24 protein-coding genes and 1 riboswitch are annotated in these 25,544 nt (G+C 60.8%); of the genes, 11 read left to right on the top strand and 13 right to left on the bottom strand.

Annotated features, from left to right (window positions below; genetic code table 11):
* Window position 1 precedes the first annotated feature (1 nt).
* Window positions 2–400, bottom strand: coding sequence for a copper resistance protein CopC (locus OOT33_RS14405; RefSeq protein ID WP_307750716.1), 399 nt, complete (start codon window positions 398–400; stop codon window positions 2–4).
* A 151-nt stretch (window positions 401–551) separates the two neighbouring features.
* Here OOT33_RS14405 and OOT33_RS14400 point away from each other — a divergent pair, with 151 nt between their 5' ends.
* The 5 genes from OOT33_RS14400 to OOT33_RS14380 are packed head-to-tail and all read left to right on the top strand — an operon-like array spanning window position 552 to window position 4,729.
* On the top strand, window positions 552–833 hold the full coding sequence (locus tag OOT33_RS14400; RefSeq protein WP_307750715.1) for a hypothetical protein: 282 nt from the start codon (window positions 552–554) through the stop codon (window positions 831–833).
* Window positions 830–1,267: a periplasmic heavy metal sensor gene (locus OOT33_RS14395; protein WP_307750714.1), complete on the top strand. Its 438-nt coding sequence runs from the start codon at window positions 830–832 to the stop codon at window positions 1,265–1,267. The genes OOT33_RS14400 and OOT33_RS14395 overlap by 4 nt, the downstream gene beginning before the upstream one ends.
* Entirely contained in the window at window positions 1,264–1,836 is a 573-nt protein-coding gene (locus OOT33_RS14390; protein ID WP_307750713.1) for a sigma-70 family RNA polymerase sigma factor, read from the top strand. The genes OOT33_RS14395 and OOT33_RS14390 overlap by 4 nt, the downstream gene beginning before the upstream one ends.
* Window positions 1,837–1,871: 35 nt before the next feature.
* Entirely contained in the window at window positions 1,872–3,713 is a 1,842-nt protein-coding gene (locus tag OOT33_RS14385) for a copper resistance system multicopper oxidase (protein ID WP_307750712.1), read from the top strand.
* Window positions 3,710–4,729 carry a copper resistance protein B gene (locus OOT33_RS14380; protein WP_307750711.1) on the top strand — a complete coding sequence of 340 codons (1,020 nt, stop codon included), beginning with the start codon at window positions 3,710–3,712 and terminating at the stop codon, window positions 4,727–4,729. Before OOT33_RS14385 ends, OOT33_RS14380 begins: the two co-directional genes overlap by 4 nt.
* A 125-nt stretch (window positions 4,730–4,854) precedes the next feature.
* Here the strand turns inward: OOT33_RS14380 and OOT33_RS14375 are convergent, their stop codons facing one another.
* From OOT33_RS14375 to OOT33_RS14365, 3 genes are read right to left on the bottom strand one after another with little or no spacing between them, the layout of a single operon-like run.
* Window positions 4,855–8,265 (bottom strand): efflux RND transporter permease subunit, encoded by a 3,411-nt coding sequence (locus OOT33_RS14375; RefSeq protein ID WP_307750710.1) that lies wholly within the window; start codon window positions 8,263–8,265, stop codon window positions 4,855–4,857.
* Entirely contained in the window at window positions 8,262–9,539 is a 1,278-nt protein-coding gene (locus OOT33_RS14370) for an efflux RND transporter periplasmic adaptor subunit (RefSeq protein WP_307750709.1), read from the bottom strand. Before OOT33_RS14370 ends, OOT33_RS14375 begins: the two co-directional genes overlap by 4 nt.
* Window positions 9,536–10,906, bottom strand: coding sequence for a TolC family protein (locus tag OOT33_RS14365; protein WP_307750708.1), 1,371 nt, complete (start codon window positions 10,904–10,906; stop codon window positions 9,536–9,538). Before OOT33_RS14365 ends, OOT33_RS14370 begins: the two co-directional genes overlap by 4 nt.
* Window positions 10,907–11,156: 250 nt before the next feature.
* Here OOT33_RS14365 and OOT33_RS14360 point away from each other — a divergent pair, with 250 nt between their 5' ends.
* Entirely contained in the window at window positions 11,157–11,369 is a 213-nt protein-coding gene (locus OOT33_RS14360; protein WP_307750707.1) for a hypothetical protein, read from the top strand.
* Window positions 11,370–11,491: 122 nt separating this feature from the next.
* On the opposite strand, the gene OOT33_RS14355 is transcribed toward OOT33_RS14360, so the two are convergent.
* Complete coding sequence (locus OOT33_RS14355; RefSeq protein WP_373690584.1) at window positions 11,492–11,839, bottom strand: hypothetical protein; 348 nt, start codon at window positions 11,837–11,839, stop codon at window positions 11,492–11,494.
* Between the two features lie 43 nt (window positions 11,840–11,882).
* Complete coding sequence (locus OOT33_RS17935) at window positions 11,883–12,122, bottom strand: DUF411 domain-containing protein (RefSeq protein ID WP_373690583.1); 240 nt, start codon at window positions 12,120–12,122, stop codon at window positions 11,883–11,885.
* 827 nt (window positions 12,123–12,949) lie between these two features.
* On the opposite strand from OOT33_RS17935, the gene OOT33_RS14345 reads away from it, so the two are divergent.
* A complete protein-coding gene (locus tag OOT33_RS14345) occupies window positions 12,950–13,156 on the top strand; it encodes a DUF2933 domain-containing protein (RefSeq protein WP_307750704.1) in 207 nt (68 codons plus the stop codon).
* Between the two features lie 14 nt (window positions 13,157–13,170).
* On the opposite strand, the gene OOT33_RS14340 is transcribed toward OOT33_RS14345, so the two are convergent.
* Window positions 13,171–13,674, bottom strand: a complete 504-nt coding sequence (locus tag OOT33_RS14340; RefSeq protein ID WP_307750703.1) for an SRPBCC family protein — start codon at window positions 13,672–13,674, stop codon at window positions 13,171–13,173.
* A 107-nt stretch (window positions 13,675–13,781) separates the two neighbouring features.
* Here OOT33_RS14340 and OOT33_RS14335 point away from each other — a divergent pair, with 107 nt between their 5' ends.
* Window positions 13,782–16,118: a heavy metal translocating P-type ATPase gene (locus OOT33_RS14335; RefSeq protein WP_307750702.1), complete on the top strand. Its 2,337-nt coding sequence runs from the start codon at window positions 13,782–13,784 to the stop codon at window positions 16,116–16,118.
* A 55-nt stretch (window positions 16,119–16,173) separates the two neighbouring features.
* On the opposite strand, the gene OOT33_RS14330 is transcribed toward OOT33_RS14335, so the two are convergent.
* The 4 genes from OOT33_RS14330 to OOT33_RS14315 all read right to left on the bottom strand — a co-directional run bounded on the left by OOT33_RS14330 (window position 16,174) and on the right by OOT33_RS14315 (window position 20,959).
* A complete protein-coding gene (locus OOT33_RS14330; RefSeq protein ID WP_307750701.1) occupies window positions 16,174–16,758 on the bottom strand; it encodes a TMEM165/GDT1 family protein in 585 nt (194 codons plus the stop codon).
* A gap of 12 nt (window positions 16,759–16,770) precedes the next feature.
* Window positions 16,771–16,956, bottom strand: a riboswitch (yybP-ykoY riboswitch).
* 70 nt (window positions 16,957–17,026) lie between these two features.
* Entirely contained in the window at window positions 17,027–19,108 is a 2,082-nt protein-coding gene (locus OOT33_RS14325; protein WP_307750700.1) for a TonB-dependent siderophore receptor, read from the bottom strand.
* A gap of 353 nt (window positions 19,109–19,461) precedes the next feature.
* Window positions 19,462–19,917, bottom strand: a complete 456-nt coding sequence (locus OOT33_RS14320) for a ferritin-like domain-containing protein (RefSeq protein ID WP_307750699.1) — start codon at window positions 19,915–19,917, stop codon at window positions 19,462–19,464.
* A 133-nt stretch (window positions 19,918–20,050) separates the two neighbouring features.
* Entirely contained in the window at window positions 20,051–20,959 is a 909-nt protein-coding gene (locus OOT33_RS14315) for a LysR substrate-binding domain-containing protein (RefSeq protein ID WP_307750698.1), read from the bottom strand.
* Between the two features lie 65 nt (window positions 20,960–21,024).
* Between OOT33_RS14315 and OOT33_RS14310 the strand changes: the two genes are divergently transcribed.
* Genes OOT33_RS14310 through wrbA form a run of 3 tightly spaced genes read left to right on the top strand, consistent with a single transcriptional unit; the run spans window position 21,025 to window position 22,840 of the window.
* Complete coding sequence (locus OOT33_RS14310; protein ID WP_307750697.1) at window positions 21,025–21,429, top strand: DoxX family membrane protein; 405 nt, start codon at window positions 21,025–21,027, stop codon at window positions 21,427–21,429.
* A gap of 5 nt (window positions 21,430–21,434) precedes the next feature.
* Complete coding sequence (locus tag OOT33_RS14305; RefSeq protein WP_307750696.1) at window positions 21,435–22,211, top strand: class III extradiol ring-cleavage dioxygenase; 777 nt, start codon at window positions 21,435–21,437, stop codon at window positions 22,209–22,211.
* Between the two features lie 29 nt (window positions 22,212–22,240).
* The gene (wrbA, locus tag OOT33_RS14300; protein WP_307750695.1) at window positions 22,241–22,840 is read left to right on the top strand and encodes an NAD(P)H:quinone oxidoreductase; all 600 of its coding nucleotides are present in this window, start codon (window positions 22,241–22,243) and stop codon (window positions 22,838–22,840) included.
* Between the two features lie 70 nt (window positions 22,841–22,910).
* On the opposite strand, the gene OOT33_RS14295 is transcribed toward wrbA, so the two are convergent.
* Both OOT33_RS14295 and OOT33_RS14290 read right to left on the bottom strand, forming a co-directional pair.
* Window positions 22,911–23,330, bottom strand: coding sequence for a hypothetical protein (locus OOT33_RS14295; RefSeq protein ID WP_307750694.1), 420 nt, complete (start codon window positions 23,328–23,330; stop codon window positions 22,911–22,913).
* A 53-nt stretch (window positions 23,331–23,383) separates the two neighbouring features.
* On the bottom strand, window positions 23,384–25,510 hold the full coding sequence (locus OOT33_RS14290; RefSeq protein ID WP_307750693.1) for a TonB-dependent siderophore receptor: 2,127 nt from the start codon (window positions 25,508–25,510) through the stop codon (window positions 23,384–23,386).
* Between the last annotated feature and the right edge of the window lie 34 nt (window positions 25,511–25,544).

Here is a 25,544-nt window from a genome sequence, read left to right as displayed (position 1 = left end):
GCTACCTTACCACGAATTCAAACTGCCCCTGCACGCGGTGCGTGTCAGCGGCCACCGCGTGCCACTTCAGCAGGTACGTTCCGGTCGGCAGTGGAGATGCGAAGACCGCGATGAGCGTCTTGCCATCCCGCGAGTAGCTGGTCCTCACGGAAGGTGTGGGCATGTGATGCCCTGAATGTTCGGCACCGTTGCGCCGGTTCTGCGCCACCGGCGCAACCTCGATGCCGGTGAGCTGTGGCAAGAGGCGTTCAGAAAAGCGCAAGACGACCTGACCCGTAGGCGCTGCGGTAGCCTTTGGTGCTGGCGTCGAGGATAGGAGCCTTGGATGAGCGAATGCGGTTGTGGCGTGTGCCGCCAGTAGCGCCGCAAGGCCGAAGGTCACTGTTTTGTACGGTTGCACGGTCAACTCCGTATTTGTGTTGCTTGATGATACGCAGCGGGAGGCGGTCACCCTCATTCGCCGAGGCTCTAAAATTTTGAGGGCGAGGGCATGATTCCCGCGTATGTGCACGCAGGGGCAGTAAGTAATGGGACAGGAGTGGAGATCTGTAATGGCTGATATCGATGCGCGCCTCGCTGAGTTGCGCGAACTGTCGGTTCCACCGGCTCTAGGAATGATCGACGGTCTCGTACTGGATAAGCTGGACGAGAAGTTGGCGCAAACCAGCGCGAAAGCAGGCGGCGTTTATGCATTCGCAGCGGGTCTGGCGCTTCTAACGGGCTTTCTTGGGGCCGCATTACCGAGTGCAACGGCGCAGGCCGCCTCTACAATGGTCTCGCTGGGTGATGCCGCGAACCTGACACCTTCCGCATTGCTGGTTGGCGCGGAATGAAAAGTGCGAAATTGCCTTTGGTTGCGTTGATAGCGTTTGCTGCGGCGTTGGCCGGGTTGTTTATCGGCAGACATTTCATTCTGCCGGCGCCGCCCGTTGAGTCCGAGTTGCACGAGTTCCTCCATGAGGAATTGCACCTCGATGAGGCTCAGGAAGCGAAAGTCGAGGCGCTTGAGGCCCAGTTCGCTATTCAGAAGCGCGCACTCGAACTGGAACTGCGGTCGGACAACGCGCGATTGGCGCAGGCTATTCAGGCCGAGCATGGCTACGGCCCACAGGTCGCTGCGGCGATTGACGCCTCGCACGCGGTGATGGGACGACTTCAAAAAGCAACGTTGGAACATGTCTTCGCGATGCGCGGTGTGCTCAGGCCCGATCAGACCGCTCGCTTCGATGCCGCGGTGGTCAAGGCTCTTACGTCCGAGCCAAAATGAGTTTCGAGCTTGGCGATTGCACCGACGGAGAGCTTGCTGCCTTGGCCATTGCTGGACGTCAGACGGCCTATGGCGAGCTGATGAAAAGGCATCGCGCAGCCGTCTTCCGCGTGGCGCGTCTGCATACTGCTGACGATGACACCGCCCTTGATATTACCCAGCAGACCTTCATCGCTGCCTTTACTGCCATTGCCCGGTTCGATGTCAGTCGCCCGTTCAGGCACTGGGTGCTCCGGATCGCATTGAACAAATGCCGCGACGAGGCTCGTCGGCGAAAGGTCCGGACCCTGTTCGCCGTCGCCATGCCGCTGGATAGTGCAGCTGAACCCGCCGACCCCCAGGTGAACATCGAACGTGAGGTCGCCAGCCGCGAGGAACTGCTGAGAACCCTGAATGCAATGAAGGCCTTGCCGGTGCGGCTGCGTGAAGTGCTCTTGCTCAGAACAGTCGAAGGCACGTCACAATCGGAAACGGCGGCAATTTTGGGGGTAACCGAGAAAGCCGTTGAAACCCGGCTGCGCCGTGCGCGTAACAAATTGCGGGAAATTTTGAGGTCGATGGAGCGCTGATGCGTATCACCTGAAGTATTGCAGAGGATCCATCCATGACCGTTGAATTTGCCAGTCCTTCCGCACTTGATCGACGCACCTTGCTGCGCGGAGCGGGATTGGCAGGCGGGGCGCTTGGGCTTTCGGCATGGCTGCCGGCCTGGGCCCGGCCAGTTTCGGCCGGAATTGCTCGACCTTTGCCCCAACTGTCCGGCGAAGCGATAACGCTGCGGGTTGCGCACGAAACGATAACGGTCGATGGACGGCCTGCAAAAGCCATCGCCATGAACGGGACGGTCCCTGCGCCGCTGCTGCGCCTGCGCGAAGGACAGACTGTCAGGATTGCCGTTGAAAATGCACTGGACGAGGAAACGTCGGTCCATTGGCATGGCCTTTTGGTGCCCTTCCAGATGGATGGCGTTCCGGGGGTAAGCTTTCCGGGGATCAAGCCGCGCTCGACCTTCACTTACGAATTTGCCCTCGAGCAGTCGGGAACCTACTGGTATCACAGCCACTCCGGTTTGCAGGAGGCGATGGGCCATTATGGTCCAATCGTGATCGACCCGAAGGGTGTCGATCCAATTGCCTACGATCGCGAGCACGTGGTGGTGCTGTCCGATCATAGCTTCATCCATCCCCATAAACTGTTCACGAAACTCAAGCAGGAATCCGGATACTTCAATCGCCAGAAGCAAACGCTGGCAGGATTGGCTGCGGGCAAAGACCAAAGTCATGCGGAACGCCTGGAATGGGCGCGGATGCGTATGGATCCGACAGATATTCTTGACGTCACAGGGTCGGTCTACACCTACGTTACTAACGGACATGGACCTCGCGACAACTGGACGGCGCTGTTCAATCCTGGCGAGCGGGTGCGATTGAGGTTCATCAATGCCTCCGCCATGACAATTTTCAACGTCCGGATACCCGGGTTACGGATGACGGTCGTCGCAGCCGATGGATTGCCGGTGCGACCGATCTCCGTAGACGAATTCCAGATGACGATCGCCGAGACCTATGACGTGATTGTCACGCCAGGGGATGATCGGGCCTACTCCATCATCGGGGAGGCGGCCGACCGCTCCGGGCTCGCACGGGCCACCTTGGCCCCCCGGCCCGGGATGGTCGCGCCGGTGCCCGCGCTACGCGAACGCCCCCTCCTGACGATGAAGGACATGGGCATGGGCGGCATGGGTGACGAGGCGGCAACATCTGCGTCTTCATCTGCCGCAGCCAACCAAGGCGGAGCCCATGGTGGACACGAGATGGCGGGTATGAACATGCCCCATTCAAGTGGTTCAACGGAGCATGGCGGGACGACGCATGGTGAAGCGGCCCGCCATGCAATGGCGATGCGGGACGGTGCTAACGCGCCGCAGGTCAAGCTTGGGCCCGGTGTCCAGTCGATCGCCCCGATGCCCGTGGACCGTACCGGCGAGCCGGGAGTGGGCCTCGAGAATGTCGGCCATAAGGTTCTGGTCTACCGAGACCTGGTCGCACTGGAGCGAAATCCCGACACGCGCGGGCCCGCGCGCGAAATCGAAGTCCACCTGACCGGAAACATGGAGCGATACATGTGGTCGATGGATGGCCAGACCTTGTCTGAAGCAAGGACGCCAATTCCGTTGCGAACCGGCGAGCGGGTGCGTGTCACCCTGGTGAATGACACCATGATGAGCCACCCGATCCACCTGCATGGGCATTTCTTCGAACTCGTAACCGGGCATGGCGCGCACAGTCCGCGCAAGCACACGGTGAATGTCGCCCCGGGTGGAAAGGTCAGTTTCGATGTCACCGGAATTCATGGAGACTGGGCATTCCACTGCCACATGTTCTTCCACATGCATGCCGGGATGATGCGGGTTGTCCAGGTGCGTGACAGTGGAGACCTGGCATGATCCGGCTTGCGCTTCTGGGAGTGTCCCCTTTCGTGCTGGCTGCGCCTGCTCTCGCACAAAACGGGGCCATGGATCACGGGATGCATCACGGCCATTCGATGCCCGCAATGCCAGACGTCGCTCCTCCACCGCAAACTGTGCCGCAGCCTGAACCCGCGCAATCTCCATCAGTGGATGATCCGCATGCCGGGCATGACATGTCGGACATGCCAAACATGGAGACTGCCGCGTCCGAGCCGCAAAACAACGCGGACAAGATGGGAACAGATATCGGGCCTGGATACGCGTCTGTACCGCCGGTTGCCAATGATCGAGCCGCTGATGCGTATTACGACCCTGCGGCCATGGCAGAGGCGCAAGCCACCCTGATGGGCGAGCATGGCGGAATGACCTTTCACAAGGTTCTCTTCAACATTGCCGAATACCAAGTGCGGAACGGCAGAGACGGCTATCGCTGGGATGCCAGCGCGTGGTTCGGTGGCGATATCGACCGTCTGGCCCTCGAATCCGAAGGCGAAGGCAGCTTCGGCGAAAAAAGCCATCATGGCGAAATCCAAGCCCTCTGGTCCCATGCGGTTGATCCTTACTGGAACCTGCAGGCCGGCGTTCGTCAGGATCTGGGGAAAGGGCCGGATCGCACTTATGCCACGATCGGTATCGAGGGGCTGGCTCCGTACTGGTTCGAGGTCGAGGCGGCGACGTTCCTCTCCACCAAGGGCGACGTGCTGTTTCGGCTGAAGGGAGATGTGGACCAACGCATCACCCAGAAGCTGATCCTGCAGCCCCGCCTGGAAGCCAATTTTGCTGCGCAGGATGTCCCGGAAAGCCTGATCGGCTCCGGATTGTCGAACCTCGAGTTAGGGCTGCGCCTGCGTTACGAATGGCGCAAGGAATTTGCGCCTTACGTGGGCGTCTCCTGGGAACGGAAGTTCGGCGATACGGCCAGATATGCGCGCATGGCAGGAGATGATGTGCAATCCACAAGTCTGGTTGCCGGAATCCGCTTTTGGTTCTGAAACACCCATATGGATAGCGCCTCCTGCGCAAGAGGAACGAGCGCTGGTCTGTAATCGCCTTTTAGAAAAGGAAAGGAGGATGAATACATCCTCCTCTGAGGCAGAAGAATAAGAAACGCCGTCGCTCACGCTTGCTCTGGGGCTCGAAACTGCGAATGCCGCCAGATTGCGTAGGCGGCGGGAATGACCAGAAGCGTCAGGAACATGCAGAACCAGAGCCCCCCCACCACAGGGGCGGCTGTACGGGCGGAAAGATCGGCGCCTACGCCTGACTCCCAAAGGAGGGGCATCAGGCCGAACACGGTGGTCGCGACCGTCATCAGCATCGGGCGCAGACACCGTGCGGTCCCCTCCATGATAGCCGTGTCGATCTCCCCGATAGAGCCAAGACGTCCTTGCGCGGAGGCTTCTGAATAGGCCTGGTCGAGATAGACAACCACAACTGTGCCGGTCTGCGCAGCAACACCGCCGACGGCGATCAGGCCCACCCAAACGGCCGTCGACAGGTTGTAATCAAGTAATGCGAGCAGCCAGATGCTGCCCGCGATGGCGAAGGGCAGGCTCAGCATGACCAGCAGAGTTTGCTGCCATCCACCCATCGACAGGTACAGCAACAGGCCAACAAGAACGATCGTCAGCGGAACGACGGTGCGCAGACGCGATGTCAGCTCAGCCATGAACTCGTACTGACCGGTCCATTGCAGTTGATAGCCAGGCGGGACAGTGATCTGATCAGCAACGACTTTTTTCGCGTCATCAACCCACCCGCCCAAATCGCGCTGCGAGGAATCGATATCGGCGAAGACATAGCCTACCAGAGTGCCGTTCTCGTTCTTGATCATTGGTGGTCCGGTAACGACCTTGATGTCAGCCAGGGCGCCGAGCGGGACCACCGAGCCCGCCTGTTGACCGCTGTTCCATTTCTCGTCGCTGGGCGCTGACCCACTCATCGGAACTGCTGCAGAGGCCATGGCGCCACCCGTGCCGCCGCTTCCGCCCCCACCCATCGAATCCATTCCACCGCCGTCACCGGATTGCATCTGGCTGGGCGCATCCGCCGAGGCTCCTGCGCCCGCAGTGCGAGCGTCGGTAAAGGACAAGGTTTTCGGCGCCGGAATAGGCACAAGGAGCTTGCTCAGCGCCTCTGGATCGTTGCGGAAATCAGCTGCGTAGCGAACATTGACGGAATATCGCGCCCGCCCATCAATCACAGTCGAGACCGGCATCCCGCCGATTGCGGCCTCGACCAGGTCCTGAACGTCGCGGACTGTCAGGCCGTAGCGGGCAATCTCGTCTCGTCGCGGTACTATATCGATATATTCGCGCCCACTTTGCCGCTCGGCGAAAGTGCTGCGGGTACCTGGCACGGTCCGCAACTGCCCCTCCAGTTCAACGCTGAGACGCTCGATCCCTTCCAGGTCGGGGCCGAACACCTTGATGCCCACGGGCGTGCGGACCCCGGTCGTCAGCATGTCGATCCGGGTGCGGATCGGGGGAGCAATGGCCATCTGGTAGCCCGGCATGCGCAAGGCTGCATCCAGGTCGCGCGAGAGCTCCCCGACCGTCCGTTGCTGGCGATCCGGCCAGATCGGTCTCAGTCCGGCCTTCAACCAGTCTGGCGCCCAGCTGCTGTACCAGCGGCTAACCGGGATGGCAGGCCACTCGTCGTGAGGCTTGAGCGTGATCACGGACTCGCTCATGTCGAGCTGTGCCGGATCGGTCGCAGTTTCCGCCCGTCCAGCCTTCCCATGCACCATCGCAACTTCACCGAAGCTCATGATAATCTGGTGCTGGGTATTCAGCGCTCTTCTGGCTTCTTCGATGGAAATGCCCGGGAAGGTGGTGGGCATCACCAGCAATGCCCCCTCGTCAAGCGGCGGCATGAATTCCGAGCCGAGGCGGGTGAAGACTGGCACTGTCCCCACCATCACCAGCGCGGCGATGCTGACCACAACGATCCGCCATCGGATGATGAAGCGGACGATGGGGCGGTAGAAATTGGCCAGCCAGCGGTTAAGCGGATTTTCCGCCTCGGTACGGAACCGGCCGCGCAGCAGCCAGATCATCAGTGGCGGCGCGAGGGTAATCGAGAGGATCGCCGCGAAGAACATTGCGAGCGTCTTGGTGTAAGCCAGCGGCATGAACAATTTGCCCGCCTGCCCGGTCAGCGTGAAGATCGGCAGGAAGCTGACCGTGATCAGGAGGAGCGAGAAGAAGATCGGCTTGCCGACCTCCTTGGACGATTCCACGATCACCCGAATGCGGTCGTCCGGGTTTGTGTTCTCGGCAAGCCGCTTGTGCGCGTTCTCGATCATGACGATTGCGGCATCGCTGAGTTCGCCCACTGCGATCGCGATTCCGCCTAGCGACATGATATTGGCGGAAATACCCAGATAACGCATCCCGATAAACGACAAGAGCACCGATGTGGGCAGGATGATGAGTGCGACCAGCGCCGAGCCACCATGCAACAGGAAAACGAGGCAAATTACGGCGATGATCGCCCCTTCGATAATCAGGGTGTCCTTGAGGGTCTTGATCGAACCGGTAATCAGTTCGGATCGGTCGTGCGTCGTGATGATGCGGACGCCGGGAGGCAGCGCCAGCTGACCCATCTGCTTTTTCAGCGCCTCAATCACTTCCTGGGCATTTGAGTCAAGGCGCATGACCACGATGCCACCAACCGCCTCTCCTTTACCGTTGAGGTCGGCTGTGCCGCGGCGAATTTCGGGTCCAAACTGTACGCTCGCAACGTCGCGCACGCGGATCGGCGTCCCACCATCGGCAACCGTGATGACGCTTTGCTCGAGGTCCTGGAGGGTCTTGGCATATCCACGCCCGCGCAGGACATATTCCCGCCCACTCATCTCCAGAACGCGGGCGCCTACTTCGGAATTCGCATCACGCACAGCACGAGACACGTCCGAGGGTGTGATCCCGAAGGCCGCCAATTTGTTGGGATCCAGCGAAATCTGGTACTGCCGCTCGAACCCGCCCATCGTTGCGACTTCGGCGACGCCTTTGACGCCTTGGAGCGCAGGCCGCACGGTGAAGTCCTGCAGCGCACGCAGCTCGGCATCGTTCATCCGACCGGTGGTGTCTTCGAGGACGTATTGGTAGATCCAGCCTACGCCGCTTGCATCCGGGCCGAGGGTCGGGACGACGCCGGGCGGCAATTGCTGCTGGACCCGTCCGATCTGCTCGAACACCCTGGTGCGCGCCCAGTAGATATCCGTGTCATCACCGAAGATCGCGTAGACGAAACTCATTCCGAACATCGAATATCCGCGAACGGTTCTGACGCCGGGCGTGCTTTGCAGAGCCCTGACCAGCGGATAGGTGATCTGGTCTTCCACCAGGTTGGGGCTGCGTCCCATCCAGTCCGTGAACACGATCACTTGCGGATCGGAAAGATCTGGAAGTGCGTCGAGCGGCGTCTTGCGCATCGAATCGATCGCCCAAGCCGCAAGGACCAGCGTAATCGCCAGCACCAGCCAGCGCCGGCGAGCGCACCACTCAATAATGCGCTCGATCACCGCTGATGTCCGCTATGCGCGCCAGCCGAGGCGCCAGGCGAACCTTCACGTGGCGCCTCGCTCGGCATGGCCTTGCCATCTTTCTCTCCGGAAGCGCCACCGCCATGACCGCCGTGGCCAGTGGCTCCGGACGCCCAAAGGCGGCTCTCGGAATCGAGCAGAAACACCCCGGCGGAGACCACCTGCTCACCTGCAGCGAGGCCTTGTAGAATTTCGACGCAATCGGCCGTCTTCGCGCCAAGCTTGACCTGCCGGGGCTCGAAGCGATTGGCTCCAGTTCGCACGAACACGTGTTGGGAGAGCCCTGTATCGATCACTGCATCGCGACCAACGGTAATGGCTTCACGCGGCGCTGCGGAAATCTGCGCGGTCCCATACATGCCCGGACGGAGCGCCCCACCAATGTTGGGCACGGACATGCGGACCCTTATCGACCTGGTTCGCTCGGTCAGGGTCGGGTAAATAAAGTCCACTCTCGCAATGAACGGGGGGCGACCCGAGAGTGGAAACGAGAGGGAGGCGGTCGAGCCAAGCCGCACCCGGCCAGCGTCAGCTTCCGCGATCTCGGCAATCACCCAAAGCTGTCCCGCGTCCGCGATGGACAGGATATTGGTCGAAGGATCGACAGAAATGCCCTGCGTGACACCCCGATCGAGGACAAAGCCGCTTTTCGGCGCAGTAATAGTGACCAGACGGTTGGGGCGCCCCGTGTTTTCAAGACGCCTTATTTCGCCCTCACTCATGCCCAGCACCCGGAGTCGGGTCTTGCCCGCTGCCAGGACAACACTGGCGGGCGCGGTGTTTTTCCGCCGCAGCGCAGCCAGATACTCCAGCTGAGAGGCATAGAGTTCCTGCGAGAATACTGCGCCAAGAGCCTGTCCGGCGCGAACGGTCTGACCGGTAGTGCGCACGTACAGCTGCTCTAGCCATCCCGACACGCGCGGATGGACTTCGACTATCCGGGACTCGTCGATGACAGCGGCCGCGACGCCCGAGACCGTTTCGTCGAATTGCCGCACTTCGGCCGTTTCAAACTTGATCCCAAGCATTTCGGCCTGCTTGCCTGTCAACTCGACGGTCGTCCGCACGGCGCTGCGGTCGGTGGCCTGGCTGCCGGGCGCATGGGATTTGGAATCCAGATCGCTATTGCCAACCGAATGTGTCGGCGCAAATGGCCACTTCTCCCGCTGAGCCTGGATGGCCAGAATTCCCACCAGCAATCCGACAGGAATGACGGCGCTCGCAATCAGTGCGCGCCTCGAATAGGTCTTCATGAGCGCCCCCCGGTTGCTCGTTCCAGCTTTGCCCAAGCCTCACCCAAGGCCGATTCGGCCATGACTTCGTCCCCCTGTGCCTGCCACAGTGCCTGTGCGGCATCGATCACCGTGAAAAGCGTTCCCTGGCCTGACGAATAGCTGCCAAGCGCAGCATCGAATGCGACTTTCGCGCGCGGGAGCACGTCCTGACGGAGCAGATTGACCTGCACCTGGGCGGATACGACTTCTTCACGGGCTGCGAGTGCTTCGCCGGCGACCATTCTGCGCATCGCGGCAAGGTCGGCATCAGCCATGCGCTCCATGGCTTGCGCCTCTGCTACGCCGCTGCTCAGTCGCTTCCGCCAGATCGGAATGCTGACCCCCACCATCAGCATTGCGCCCGGTCCCTCAGCCATGGTCTCGGCATAGCCTGCCTTTACGGTCGCCATCGGCTTGTACATCGATCGCATCACCCGCGATTCTGCACTTGCGCGCCGAACTTCCGCAGTTCCTGCCGCCAGTTCTGGCCGGCCCTCTGCAAGTTCAAGCACCTCGGCAATCGACCCTGGGCCATCCAGGCTTGCGCGATACGCCAGCTCTGGAATTTCAGCGGCGATCGGACGACCGAGCGCTGCATTGAGCATAGCTTCTGCACCCCGGATCTGGGCATCCAAGGCCTGCCGCTTCGACTTGATTCGGGCGAGCTCGGCTTCTGCTCTCAGAACGTCAGCCTGTGTCCCACGGCCACTTGCATAACGACTAGCCGCGACATCAACCAGCAGAGCGGCCAGGTCGATCTGCTCGTCGATAACTGGTTTCATGCGTCTGCGCTCCAGCAGCATGAAAAATGCGCGCTGTGCGCCGAGCACCACATCCAGTTCAGTAACCGCTGTGAGCGCGTTTGCCCTGTCGGCGTCCGCTACGGCTGCGGATCGCCGGTGTGACAAGACGCCCGACAGCGGGAATTTCTGTTCGACGCTGATGCTGCGATCATAGCGACGTCCACCTTCCATCATTCCCTGGAAGGGATAGTGATCAACGGAAACAGAGACCATTGGGTCTTCAAGCGCTGACACGATTGAAGGGCGCTGCGCCAGCGCGTCGGCACGCGCTTTTGCCGCGGTTATTTCTGCGCGATTTTCCAACGCGATTGTGGTGACATCGGAAAGCCGCAACGGGGAGCGCAGGCGGGTTGTAGCGTCATTTGTCGCGGACTGATCCGTGGTCTGGGCAACGGCATCGAGCGGAATGGTCTGCGAAAGCGCGATCGCTATCACTATCGAGAGCCGAAGGAGCGAGGGGGCACAATGTCTGGTCACTTTGGTCTGTACGTTGCTCGCCAAACGCCCAAGACCAGTTGATTTTTTCGAACCGGCCTGCCTCATTGCCCCCCTCCTTCGACAGAAGGGATACGCAAGCATTCGCGGCATCCCTCATTTTCAAGCGCATGCCTTGGAAGATAACAAGAAAGCAGTCGCTGGCATCACGAAATTGCGGCCACCCAACGGCGCAGGGTTGTATGGCCTCGATCGCACCGCTACGTAGACGGCGGACCCTCATTGTGTTTTCTGAATTCAAGCCGGCTCCAGACCGGCCACGTTCGCAGGAGTGAACACTTTGAGAAAGGTGCGACAAATGAAGAAAATCTCGGTTCTGGGTATTGTCCCGGTAATCTTTCTTGGTGCCTGCGCGACGGTTCCGCCAACCAGTGCGGAAATTGAAAGCTGCCGCAAAATGGAGAGCGAGATGGGTGTCGGTCAGGTCCATGATCACAACGAAATGAAAGGTCGCGGGCTCAACCCGATGAACCTCTCGCATGCGCGCTGCATGGAGATCTTGAAGAATTAACTTGGAGCTCGTCGCCGGATTGGAAGTGCACTTGCCATCCCTTCCGGCGACAGGTTTGCTGAACATCCGGCGGCTCGAGGCTCAGCCGACGAACGTCGGACGGCCCAAGCACAGCAGATGTTTCAATCCCGGGCCGGACGTCGGAGTTCTACGATGTCGTGCTTCTTGGGCCGTCCATCAAGCACGCGTACGTGGGCGAAATGATCGTCAAAGACATGCTCGATCTGGACATGTCCCACGAGGTCACGCCGGAAATTGCTCGCGCCCTTGGAGGGGCCGGGCCGCTGGGTCACCCGGTAGACGTCAAGCGTCTGGCCTACTTCGGCGCCGTCTGCACGGCCGATGCACACGACAGTGCCACTTGAATCATTCGCGACAATCGATCCGCGCATGAAAAAAGTATGGCCGATGCCTTGGGCATGAGCATTCACCGATGTTATCAGTGCGGCAGCTGCGAGTGATGCCAGCATGGTTCTTCTCAACATATCGTACACCCCTTCTACGGTTGCTCAGTTAGTGACGCGAATAAATTGCAGGCGCGTTGCTGCCAAACGACAGTACTGCGAAGTTGTGCGGTGCCATTCCAGGAACCTCCATGCCAGGTGACCCGAGCGGCATCCCTGGAACGGCCAGACCACGGACGCCGCGCGGCTTGGTCGCCAGCAAGCGCTTGACGTCAGCGAACGGAACATGACCCTCAAACGCCAGACCGTCTATCAAAGCAGTATGACATGAGGCGAGGTTGGCAGGCATCCCGATCTGGCGATGTAGCGCGGCTCGGTTTGGATCTTCGATTACTCGTATCGGTCGACCGAGTATGCGCCGGGCCATTCCGGTCCATTTTTCGCAGCACCCGCATCCAGGGTCGCGGTGCACAATGATTGGCGATGCAGCTTGCGCCGGGACGGCGACCAGCGCGAGACCAGCCAAAAGGTGCCGACGCGATAATTCAAACCCCATGAAACAGCCTCCGACACATGATCTCACCCTTCCGATACGCGTCAAAAGGCAAAGGCCCTCAAAAAGGTTTCACCGCCCGCCGGGTGCCAGTCGGCCTTTCGAGATTGGGCGGGGAAAAACGGGAGTGATCAGCCAATAGCTCGGGGATCGGATTTTGGTGCCGCGAGTGAGGGGGAACGCATTGCGCCGCGTATCGTCACTGAACGCCTTTCTTTTCAGTGGAGGTTCTTTATGAAAACCGCTCTTTCGACTGCGACCGTAATTCTGCTGGTCGGACTTGCCAGCCCGGCTTTTGCCCAAGCTGCGCCTGACCCCCATGCCGGGCATAGCCATGGCTCCGCTCCTGCGGTTGCTGCGCCTACGGTAACGCCTTCGCCATCCGCCAGCCAGGATGCGAAAGGCTGCGATCCCGCGAAGCCAATGGCGGGCATGGCCAATATGCAGGGGAAAGATGGAAAGCAGATGGACCACCAACACATGTCTGACTGCAAGATGCCTTGCTGTGAGCACATGAAGCACGGTGCCACTCCTTCGACACCGGCACCAACAAAGCCATAGCCTGAGTCACTGCCGGGATGCGGGTCCTGCAGGGTTAAGGTGACAATCGAAGGGGTAATCTCATGTCAGCAAAGCTCGATATGTTTGTGAGGTTCCTGATCGGGGCACTGCTTTCAGCGCTCGCCTTCTGGGTGCTTGAAAATCACTGGCAGCATGCACTTGGTCTTCTTCCTTACGCGCTTTTTCTGACCTGTCCCCTAATGCACTTGTTCATGCATCACGGTCATCATGGCCATCACGAACATAGCGACAGAGCAGGGAAGCCATGAATATGGCCGTGCGCTCAGATGGCGAACGCTTTGACCGCATCCTGCGCCATCATTCTGACGCACCAACGGGCATAAAACCGGCCAGCAATCAGTCCGAGCGGGCGGAACGGCCAGCGCGGCAATTCATAGTCTATGAAAATCGTCAGCAGCGAGCGAGTTCTGTCTGGCTTGATCTCGAAGCCCATGCGGTAGGCTCCGATGACCCAAAGGCGCGGCGTTCCCCGCGTCGTCCAGGTTTTAAGGCGGGGCGGCTCACGCTTGGTCACGACTTCATCGACCTCGATTTCAAGACCAAGAATTCTTCCACGCATGCTGATCCTGGAACCATGCTCACGGCCCCGTCCGGCATCAAAGGTCACGTTCATTGCGCTCCAGCCCATCATGGCCGACGGCTTCATCATGTGCGTGGCAAGGCGGTCGTGGTCGTCGAGCAGTGCGAACAGGGCCGTTGGTGTTGTTGCCACGGCCACGGTCTCGGACATGTGATGGCGGTAGGTCTGCGGGAGCTCGTTAACCATCTCAGCGTCTCCTCACCAGCTTTGACAGGCTCGCCCCTGTTACGCAAACCGGCAATCTATCCCTCTCTTCGCCACTCGCGCCTTCGGGCAAATCCGGGAAGCTCTCGATGAATGACACCCATGTGCATCATCATGACCACGGCCATGCCGACGGCTCAATAGTGGCCACTGACCCGGTTTGCGGGATGAAGGTGAATCCAGCGACAACTCCGCACCATGCCACCCATGAGGGTCGTGAATGGCACTTCTGTAGCGCAAAGTGCCAGGCCAAGTTCGTCGCAGACCCTGAACACTATCTGGTACCGGCGGAACCGATAGATGCACCGCCGGGAACGATCTGGACCTGTCCCATGCATCCGGAAGTGCGGCAGGATCATCCGGGAGCTTGTCCGATTTGCGGTATGGCACTCGAACCGGCGGAAGTAAGCCTGGAGGATGGGCCGAGCCCCGAACTCGCCGATATGTCCCGCCGGTTCTGGATCGGCCTGGTCCTTTCCGTGCCGGTCCTCGTGCTCGAAATGGGCGGGCACATCTTCCCGGTCATTCACAACGTCGTGTCAATGCGGCTGTCAATCTGGATCCAGCTGGTTCTCGCGACTCCCGTCGTGCTCTGGGCTGGCTGGCCATTCTTTTTGCGAGGATGGGCTTCGCTCAAGAGCCGCAACCTCAATATGTTCACGCTGATCGCGATGGGCACGGGGGTGGCTTGGATCTACAGTATGGTCGCCGCGCTTGCGCCCGCTCTGTTCCCGCCCGCGTTTCGTGATGCCGATGGCAGCGTCGCGGTCTATTTCGAGGCTGCCGCTGTTATCACCGTGTTGGTCCTACTCGGACAAGTCCTTGAACTGCGGGCACGCGAGCGCACATCCGGTGCTATCAAGGCGCTCCTGGGTCTCGCGCCCAAGACCGCGCGCCGGCTTCTCGCTGACGGCAGCGATGAAGAGGTCAGCCTCGAGGTAATTAACGTCGGAGATCGCCTGCGCGTTCGCCCTGGCGAGAAGGTGCCGGTGGACGGCAACGTCGAAGATGGACGCTCCTCGCTCGATGAGTCGATGGTTACCGGCGAGTCGATGCCCGTTACCAAGTCGATCGGCGATACCGTAATAGGCGGTACGCTTAATCAGACGGGTGCGCTGATCATTATCGCAACCAAAGTCGGCCGTGACACGATGCTCGCGCGCATCGTCCAGATGGTCGCCGAGGCGCAGCGTTCGCGGGCACCGATCCAACGAATGGCCGATCAGGTCTCGGGCTGGTTTGTGCCAGTCGTCATCGCCATCGCGGTCCTTGCGTTCGCCGCATGGGGCATCTGGGGACCGGAGCCCCGATTTGCTTATGGCCTTGTTGCCGCAGTTGCGGTCCTCATCATCGCCTGCCCATGCGCCCTTGGACTGGCCACCCCAATGTCGATTATGGTCGGTGTTGGCCGCGGAGCCGGCCTTGGCGTGCTCATCAAGAACGCCGAGGCGCTCGAGCATATGGAAAAGGTCGATACGCTCGTCGTCGATAAGACCGGAACTCTGACGCAAGGGCACCCGGCGGTTACAGCCATCATCCCTGCGCAAGGTCAGACTGAAGAAAATATCCTGCGTCTCGCCGCTGCAGTCGAACAGTCGTCGGAACATCCGCTTGCCCTAGCCATTGTCGAAGGCGCGAAGGCACGCAGCCTCACGCTGGCTCCCGTCAGCGAGTTTGACTCTCCTACTGGTCGCGGCGCTCTTGGCACGGTTGAGGGTAAACGCATCGTTCTTGGAAACGCCCGGTTTCTGTCGGAGCAATCCGTCGACACGGTATCACTCGCGTCTGCGTCGGATGAGCTGCGCCGCGAGGGCGCAACGGCAATCTTTGTCGGCATCGACGGGCAGGTCGGCGGCGCAATCGCTATTGCCGATCCGGTAAAGCAGACGACACCCGAAGCTCTCAATGCCCTGCGGAGCGAAGGCATTCGGGTAGTGATGCTTACCGGCGATAATCGCACGACCGCGGAGGCTGTTGCGCGCCGGCTCGGGATCGATGAGGTGGAGGCCGATGTCCTGCCTGATCAGAAAAGCGCGGTGGTGGCGCGGTTGAAGCGCGAAGGACGGGTCGTGGCCATGGCGGGCGACGGCGTCAATGATGCCCCCGCGCTTGCTGCGGCTGACGTTGGCATCGCCATGGGCTCTGGCACGGACGTCGCCATCGAGAGCGCAGGCGTCACGTTGCTGAAGGGCGACCTGACCGGTATAGTGCGTGCCCGCCGGCTTAGTCAGGCGACCATGCGCAACATCCGGCAAAACCTCGTCTTCGCCTTTATATACAACGTTGCTGGGGTGCCGGTCGCAGCTGGGTTGCTCTATCCCTGGTTCGGCATTCTGCTCTCGCCAATGATTGCAGCGGCGGCGATGGCCTTGTCGTCGGTTAGCGTGGTAACCAATGCCCTGCGTTTAAACCGGCAGATACTCTGATGGCCGAAGGTCAGGCTGTAGCGCAAACAGCCCGACCTTCGAAGTGCCGTATTGGTCAGAGCAGTCCGGCAGTCCATCCGGCCGTTTGGGCAAGCACCCACAAGCCGATCAACAGGAACAGACCAGCCGCGATTAGGCGCACAATGTTCAGCGGAACGTACTTCAGCACCTCGTGTCCAAGGAATACCGCCGGCACATTCGCGAGCATCATACCAAGAGTGGTGCCCATGGTGACCGAGAACACATCATGGAACCGTGCGCCCAGCGCGATAGTGGCGACCTGGGTCTTGTCGCCCATCTCCACCAGGAAAAAAGCAATCAGGGTGGTGATGAATGCGCCGAAGCGCGCTGGCTTGTGCTCGTCGTCGTCAAGCTTGTCAGGAATCAGGGTCCACGCGGCCATGGCAATGAAGCTGGCTGCGATGGCATAGCGGAACCATTGGCCGTCAAGGATCGAGGCCACCTGTGAGCCTACGAGCGCCGCGAGGAAATGATTCGCTATGGTAGCGGCAAAGATGCCGGCGACGATCGGCACGGGCTTGCGAAATCGGGTGGCAAGCACGATCGCCAGTAATTGTGTCTTGTCGCCGATCTCGGCCAAGGTGACGACCGCTGTCGACGTGAGCAATGCTTCGAACATGGAAACCTCCGGGGCCGGGCGCAGATCAAAACCAACAGACACCGATCCTGCCGCCCGGCCCGGGCGCAGGTTCGATGCCATTGGTCTCGCCCAAGCGGGTGCCCCGCTTCCTGCGCGCCACGGCCTCTCGACCGAGTGTGTTGACGCGGAGGCTCGTCCTTGCGGACGACTGGCTACTCCCCAGATGACGTTGGCTGGCTAGCCGGATGAAACAGCCGGTGCAAGCACGAACTGCCCCCGCCATTAGGAAATGGCGGGGGAAGCTGGATCAGAACTTGATCCGGGCGGACAAGCGTGCGTTCAGCGGCGCACCCGTCGAGATGTTGTTGTTGTTATGGGCATCGGCGAAATAGGTGGTGTCGAGCAGGTTCTCGACATTGACCTGGAATTGCACCTTTTCACTCGCATTGAAGAACAGCGCAGCATCGACACGGGTAAAGCCCGGCAGGCGCGTGACCGACGCGGTGGTGCGGTTGGCTGCGAACTGGCTGGACTGGTGGATCACACCAATACCGGCACCGACGAAGCGATTGAAATCGTATCGGTTCCACAGGGCGAACTGGTGTTCCGGCACCTGTCCCAGTCGAACGAAGTCGTTACCGCGCAGCTTGGCGTCCTGGTAGGTGTAGCCGCCGCTCATCTGCCACTTGTCGGTCAGGCGACCCGTCAGGGCCAGTTCGATGCCGCGTGTGCGCGTCTCGCCGGCGTTGATAGTCGTTGCCGGGTTAAGCGGATCAGGCGTTGTGGCGTTGGTGCGATCGAGCTGGAACAACGCCACCGTGGCCGACAGGCCGGGGTGGATGTCCCACTTGGCGCCGATCTCGTAGTTGGTGAACTTCTCAGGTGCGAGGTTCTCCTGCGTCGTGGTCATGGTCAGGAACTGGTCGCCCGAGCGTGGCAGGAATGACTGGCTGTAGCTCGCGTAGGCGGAGATGTTCTCGCGCGGTTTGAAGATCAGGCCGATGCGCGGACTGACCTTCTCGTCGACGCGCGCGAAGGGGCGGTCGGGGGTGACGGCAAAGTCGGTGCCCTTGATATCGAAGCGGTCGAAGCGCAGGCCGACGACGAGGTCGACATGCTCGCCGATGCCGATCTGGTCCTGGGCGTAGGCCGAGAAGAACTTGACCTTCGAGGCCGTGTCGCGATTGACTGCCGGGAAGGTAACCGTCGGATAGACGATGTTGGCGAGGTTCAGCGTCGAACTGCTGAGCACAGCATTGCGGCGCTGGTTGGTCGAATCCTGCTCGCCGTACTCGAGGCCGAGCAGGATCTTGTTTTCGATAGCGCCGAGGGCGACGTCCCAGACGAGATTGGTCTGGGCGATGAAGTTCTCGCGCTTGGTCGGATCGATGTAGCCAGCCAGCGCCACGGTGCCGCTGGGCGCGGTGGCGCCGCCGTTTGCATAGACGTTGGTGTAGTACTTGTCGTAATCGCCATAAAGAACTGTGCTCGACCAGTTCAGATTGTCGGTCAGCTGGCCGTCGAGCCGCGCCTTTACGATATGGGCTTCGAGGCCCGTGCGATTGACGCCGGGGACGCCGAAGAAGGTGTCGCGGTGTCCCGGCAGCGGTCCCGGCGTGCAAGGCTGGGTGCAAGCCAGCGAAGGGATGCCCCGGTCTGTCACGCGGTCATCCTTGACGTATTCGTAGGACAGACCGGCCTTCCACCCGCCGCCGAGATCGAAGGCGAGGTAGGGGTTGATCGCATAGCGCTCGCCGTCGAAGTGATCGCGGTGGTTGGCGAGGTTCTCGTAGAAGCCGTTGACCCGCAGCGCGCCGCCAGCGGAGACGGGCAGGTTAACGTCGGCGGAAGCGTCCCACGCGCCGAAGCTGTTCACACTCCCACCGGCCGAGGCGAAGAAGCGCTCATTGCTTGGCGCCTTCTGCACGCGGTTGATGATGCCACCGCCGCCGCCGCGACCGAAGATCAGGGCATAGGGGCCCTTCAGAATCTCGACCCGCTCGATGTTGTAGAGACTGCGGTAGTACTGGACGTCGTCGCGCACCCCATCAAGGAAGAAGTCCGAGGTGGAATTCTGGCCGCGGATGGTGATCTGGTCGCGGTTGCCTTCGCCCTGGCCGACGGTCGTGCCCGGGATGTAGCGCAGGACATCGGCGATCGAGTGCTGGGCCTGGTCGTCGAGTTGCTGGCGGGTGACGACGCTGATCGTCTGCGGCACATCGATCAGCGGGGTGTCAGTCTTGGTCGCGGTGACGGAATCGGTCGCGGCGTAGCCCACGGACTTACCGATCACCAGGATCGTATTGGTATCGTCTCCTGCCGCTTCCTCTGCGGCCGCCATGGTAGGAAACGCCAAGAGGGCTGTGCTGAGCAAAAGTGCGAACTTCATAATTTTCCCCTGTCTGCGGTTTCAGGTTCGGCCGGATTCGGCCGTTAACCTCGCCGGTATCGAGGGATAACCGCTATTGCAAGTCATTCGCAGCTAATTTGATGCAGATCAAATGGGCGCGTCACGCCCCCCGCAATCGTCGAAGCAGGACGCGACAGAGGGTAAAGCGGCCAAGCCCTGACCGCTCAGATGCAAGGGTAGACGTCAAGCTCCCTGCTGTGCTCTGAGGGGTGCAATCTCGTGTACCTAGCGGAGCGCGGGCGCGCGCTATGTCGCTTGCGATTCTTCTTCCGCGACGCTTGGATCGGAACCAACCGCCAGCGACACACTATCATTCCAAACAAAAATGCCGATCAGGCTTGGAACGCCTGAACATCGCCGGGCTTGCGAAGCATCTTGTCCACTTCGTCGAGGTGCATTTCCTCAAGCATGATCATTTCCCGGGCATATTCCTCAAGCAGGACGGAACGATCTGCTGCCAGTTTGAGCAACTCATAATAAAGGCCAAGCGTCATTTTCTCGTGCTCAAGGCTTTCGCGCAGGATGTCACCGATATCGTGCTTCGCCGTTTCAAGAAGCGGCCCGATCTGCAAGGACGGGTGTCCGCCCAGCAGGGTGACAAGTTCACCCGCTTTGCGTGCATGCGCCAGACCTTCTGAAGCATTGCCTTCGAGCCAGGACACGATCGGAATGCGGTTGTAGCCGTAGACCATCAGCGAATAATGCGTGTAGCGGACGACTCCCGCCAGTTCCGCCTCCATGATCCGGTTCAGAACTGCGATAGCCGATTTCTTCTCTTCGTCGGTCATGTGAGCCTCCTGTGTCTGCCGAGGCATGCAACGCCTTCACCGCCACCTTGGCACTGCAGACCATAGCTGAAATGCCCGTGCGAAGCCATTACGATGTCGAAATGCGTGTCTATTTGCGTCAGGGAACGGTCAGTCAGTCCACCGGGTTCAGGATGGCGGCGCTGGCCTCCAATGCGCCAATGATGGCATCCATGACGGCGCGGGCCCGGGGCATGTGGCGCATGTCGCTGTGCACCCCCAACCAGATATCGCGCACCAGCGGTGGCTGGTCTGGGCACAGCCGCACCAGTCCTGGTTCTGTGTCTGCGCGGTAACGCGCAAGTGCGGCGATTCCGCCGCCAGCGAGTGCTGTCTGGAGCTGCACCTCCCGGCTGTTTGACCGGAAGCCAATGGCAGCGTCGGGAAATATCTCGAGCAGCCATTTCGCTTCAGGCAAGTGGGCCTGATCGTCCAGTGTAGAAATCAGTCGAACCTTCTCCTTGCCAATGCGCTCGCGCCAGTCAGGGGTTGCGTATATGCCCATGGCAAGGCGGCCGGCTCGCCGTGCAACGACCTCATTGCCCTCGAACCGCGACATGCGCAGCGCAATGTCCGCCTCGCGTCGTGACAGGCTGAGCGACCGGGTATCCGGCACCAGTTCGATGACAATGCCCGGATGCCTGCGCTGCAGAGCGGCGAGCGCGGGGGCCACAATCCGGGCAGCGAGCGTGTCCACCGTGGTCAACCGCACGACGCCTTCCAAGGCGGCGTCGCGACCGGTAATCGCGCGCTCGGCCGCGAAAACTTCGGCTTCTATCCGTTCGGCATTTCCAAGGACTGCTTCGCCCAAAGGAGTAAGCGCGAAGCGACCCGGATGGCGCTGAAGCAGGCGCGCGCCAATGCGCTCCTCCATCACCGCCAGCCTGCGGCCCATCGTAGGCTGGGACACCCCGAGTGCGCGAGCGGCGGCCGACAGAGTGCCGTGGCGGGCAATCACCAGAAAAGTGCGCAGATCATCCCAGTCCATCTCAGGAATATGCATAAACGCATGGGCGTTCGTCAAGTTTGGAGAATTCCATACATCGATGCGCCAGCCTAAGGTGTGGCCAACGAACAAAGGAACCCGCCATGAACACCATCGACCGAACTGCCATTGCCACCACGGTGCTGCGCGTCACCAGCGGTGGCTTGCTCCTCACACACGGGCTTATCAAGCTCATCGTCTTCACCCCCGCCGGCACAGCCGGTTTCTTTGAAAGCATCGGCTTTCCCGGCATTGCCGCCTATCCGGTACTGGTCGGCGAGATTGGCCTTGGCTTGGCGATGATCCTGGGGATCTACTCACGCCTCGCTGCGCTTGCCGCACTGCCAATCCTGCTTGGCTCGATCATTCCGCACGCCGCCAACGGCTTTACCTTCTCGAACCCCGGTGGTGGCTGGGAATACCCGGTCTTCTGGTCGCTGGTGCTGGTGGTGCAGGCGCTCCTAGGCGATGGCGTCTATGCCCTCCGTCCCCACCCAGCCAAGGACTGAACGTCATGCTGCGCCCGATCTTCCTGTCACACGGGGCGCCGACCTTGCCTTTCGAGGACGTGCCCGCCCGGCACTTCCTCGAAGGCTTGGCCGCTTCAATCGATCGGCCGCGCGCGATCCTGACGGTTTCTGCCCATTGGGAAACGCGCCTGCCTACGGTCAACGCCGTTGCCCGTAACGCCACGATCCACGATTTTGGCGGGTTTGCGCCTGAGCTTTATCAACTATCCTACCCCGCGCCGGGTGATCCGGAACTGGCGACCCGCGTTGTGGAACTGCTTGGCGATGCGGGCCTTGCCGCGGCAACGGACACCGCGCGCGGGCTCGACCACGGTGCATGGGTGCCGCTGATGATCGCCTGGCCGCAGGCCGACATCCCGGTTGTCCAGCTTTCGGTCCAGCGCCACCTTGGCCCGGGTCACCATCTCGAAGTCGGGCGCGCGCTCGCTCCGCTTGCGCATGAAGGCGTGCTGGTGGTCGGCAGTGGCAGTTTCACGCACGATCTGTCGAGCTGGCGCGGCCAGCAAGGCATGGCAGAACCAGAGTGGGTGAGCGACTTTGCCGACTGGTTTGACCGCGCGCTGACCGAACAACGCACCTGCGACCTGCTGGCTTATCGCCACCTTGCGCCCAATGCCGAGCGCAATCATCCGACCGAGGAACACCTGCTGCCTCTGTTCGTAGCGCTTGGCGCAGCGGGAACGGACACGAAGGCGACACGGTTGCACAGCAGCACCACTTACGGCGTCCTGCGTATGGATGCCTACGCCTTCGGTACCTGATTCCGTATCCCCCAAGAAGGAGACACCACATGAGCAAAGTTCTCGTCCTCTACTATTCGACCTATGGGCACATTGAAGCTATGGCCGAAGCCGTGGCGGAAGGCGCACGGCAGGCCGGTGCTACTGTGGACATCAAACGAGTTCCGGAAACCGTTCCCGAGGATGTCGCCCGCGCCAATCACTTCAAGCTCGACCAGCCCGCGCCGGTGGCCGCGATTGCCGATCTGGAGAACTACGACGCGATCGTCGTCGGAACCGGTACCCGCTTTGGGCGGATCTCGTCGCAGATGGCGGCGTTCCTCGACCAGGCGGGCGGCCTGTGGGCGCGCGGCGCGCTCAACGGTAAAGTCGGGGCCGCCTTCACCTCGACAGGCACCCAGCATGGCGGACAGGAAACCACACTGTTTTCCGTGATTACCAACCTGCTGCATTTCGGGATGACGATCGTCGGCCTCGACTACGGCTTTGCGGGTCAATCAGGACACGACAAGGTACGCGGCGGTGCTCCTTATGGTGCGACGACCATTGCCGGGGCGGACGGCAGCCGCCAGCCTGATGAAGACGAGCTCGCCGGCGCCCGCTATCTCGGCGCGCGGGTCGCCAAGACTGCGCAAAAGCTGTTCGGCTAATCACGCGGATCCAGGTGAAGCGCGGGTTGGCTGTGCCGGCCCGCGCTTCGTGGATTTCAGCGCCGTCGCTTCATTGACTGATGCTCAGCTTCGGGCTGGAGCGCATCGCCTGGGCGAGCTCGCTGATGGAACAGACGAGGTCACCAACCCATCCCTCTTCGACCAGGCATTCGAGCGTGCCAGGCAAAGACCTTTCGCAACGAAGCCCTGATGCGATCACTCCAAGAATTATGGCTTCGCCTTCTGCGATGTGATTGCACCCGAGTTTGCAGAATTCGAGATTTGTCAGACCATGGCGGTTCAAGAGTGCCATGATGCGAAGAAATGGATGGAGTCCCCGTAGCATTCCCCAGCGGGCAAATCCCTCGGCTATGCGGCTGCCGGGGCACTGGCGTTCGGCGCAGGCAGCAACCCAGTTCCGCATCGACCAGACCAGAAAGCGGCTACCATTGTCCAAGCTGGTGACCGGCCGGTCGACAAATTCGTACATGGCAAGCCGCTCCTCGTTGGTGTTTCTCTGCTGAATTTTACCTGGTTCGCGCCTCACATATCGAGGCGCAGGGTCGCCATGACCGTCCGTGGTGCCCCCGGCAGGTTGAGGTTCGGGGAAGTCCCGTGCCCGGAGACGATATAGCGTCGGTCGAACAGGTTATAGGCGTTGAGTTGCAGGCGGGCCTTACCGAGCTTGACCCAGGCAAGGGCGTCAATCGTCACATAGGAAGGCAGTGTCACCGTATTTCCGGGGTTGGCGAAACGGTCGCCTACGTAATTGCCGCCGATTCCGAGGCCAAACTGATCAGCGAAGGACTTGGTAATGAACAGGTTGGCGCTGTGCCGCGGTGTGATAGTGGCTCGCTTGCCCTCGACCGGTTGCCCATCGTCAACGGCGACGGAGCGGATAACGCGCGCGTCCAGATACGAATAGCCCGCCACTGCCCGCCACCCGGAAGGAAGATCAAGGTTGGCAGTGAGTTCCAGACCGCGCGTCCGCTGCGTGCCAATCGGAATCAGCGTCGTCGTGCCGGGGACCGCCGACTTGATGCCCGTCCGTTCGAGCTCGAACAGCGAAATTGTTGTGTTCAAATGACCGTCCAGGAACGTGTACTTGGCGCCGACCTCCTTGTTGGTGGTTTTTTCCGGTTCGATCCCGGCGTTGTTGGTTGCAAGGGCAAAGCCTTCACCAGAAGGCTGGAAGGACTTGCTCCAGGATGCATAGTAACTTTGCGTTTCGTCCGGCTGGAACACGACGCCGGCCCGTGGACTCCATTCACTGTCCCTGCGCGCAAGGTTGGGAAGCGCAAGATGCTGGATGGTGCGTTGCTCAAACCAGTCATGGCGAATTCCGACCAGCGCCTTGAAGCCCGATCCGAAGTCGATCATGTCCTGGAGGTAGAGCCCTTCATTCTTGAAGCGGCCTTCATTATCGGTGGCTGGCGAGCCGCCGAGGTCGACAGGCACGGTTGGAAGGACCGGTGCGTACAGATCGACCGTGGCAATGGCGCTTCGCGAATAAAGCAGTTGGCGCTTGATCTGACGGGCAATCTCGAAGCCATAGAGCAGGGTGTGCTTTGTGCCGCCCACTTCGACCAGATGGGTGAGTTCCAGTTGATTCGACCAGCCGGTTTCGTCGCGGAAAAAGTTTGACCGGTTCAACGACACCAGCGGCTTGGGCCGCGTCGCCGTGACCGGAAGGACTGCGCCAGGCAGCGTGTTGCGGCGGTCGAGGTCGTAGTCGTACCGGCGGAAGCCATTGCGTAGGGTCAGATTGTCCGAGAAATGATGGATCAGGCTCACGGCTTGAGATGAAACCTTCGACCGGCTGGTATCGGCATCCTTGGCGTTGGCCGCGCCGTAGTAGGTTTCGGGAGCCACATCGACTGGGCGACCCTGGTAGGCGGGAATGCCGAAGTCCGTGACACGTTCGTCGCGCAGATAGTCGGCCTGGATCAGGATTTCGGTCTGCGCGCCCGGCCGCAGGAGCACGGACGGCGCGATGGTCTCCCGATCGAGGAATTGGTATTGTCGAAAACTGCCACTGCGCTCGAGCGCTCCGGTGAGCCGGAAAGCCACCGCACCATCGCTGATGACGCGGCCCACATCGAACTCACCGCGCTTGGTGTCCCAACTTCCCGCTGTCAGCACGACCGAAGCGACATTCTCGCCCGGCTTACGGGTTACCCGGTTGATCAGTCCGCCCGAGGAGCCGCGACCGTAAAGAACGGCAGCGGGTCCCTTGATAACCTCGATCCGGGCGATGTTCGAAAGGTCGCGGAAGTAGAGAGCATCGTCCCGAAAGCCATCGACAAACTGATCCGAAATCGCGCTGAACCCACGAATGGTGACCTGGTCCCGCTGCCCGTCACCGTGGCTCAGGCCGACGCCGGGCACGTTCTTCAACGCATCCTGAATGGAAAGAGCGCGCTGGTCGCGCAGTATCGCTTCCGGGACAACGTCGACCGTCTGCGGAATGTCGCGCAATTCTGCCGGAATCTTCGCAGCGCCGGTCGATGCGGGGGCATATCCCGACTCCCGGACGCCGGTAACGACAATGGTGCGGCTCTGCTCTTCGGTATCGGACCCGCTGCTCTCGGCTTCATTCGCATGTGCCCCGGTGCTTATCGCGCAGGCAATGCCAATGACGGCGGCGGCGGTCGGTATTCTGATTCGCATGAGGGTCCTTCCTGAGATGTGGGCCCCAGCTATC

It is taken from the genome of Sphingobium sp. DEHP117 (genome assembly GCF_030867385.1).
Lineage (GTDB): Bacteria > Pseudomonadota > Alphaproteobacteria > Sphingomonadales > Sphingomonadaceae > Sphingobium.
Note: the sequence above shows the minus strand (reverse complement) of the source record. Positions and strands in the feature narration are given on the sequence as shown.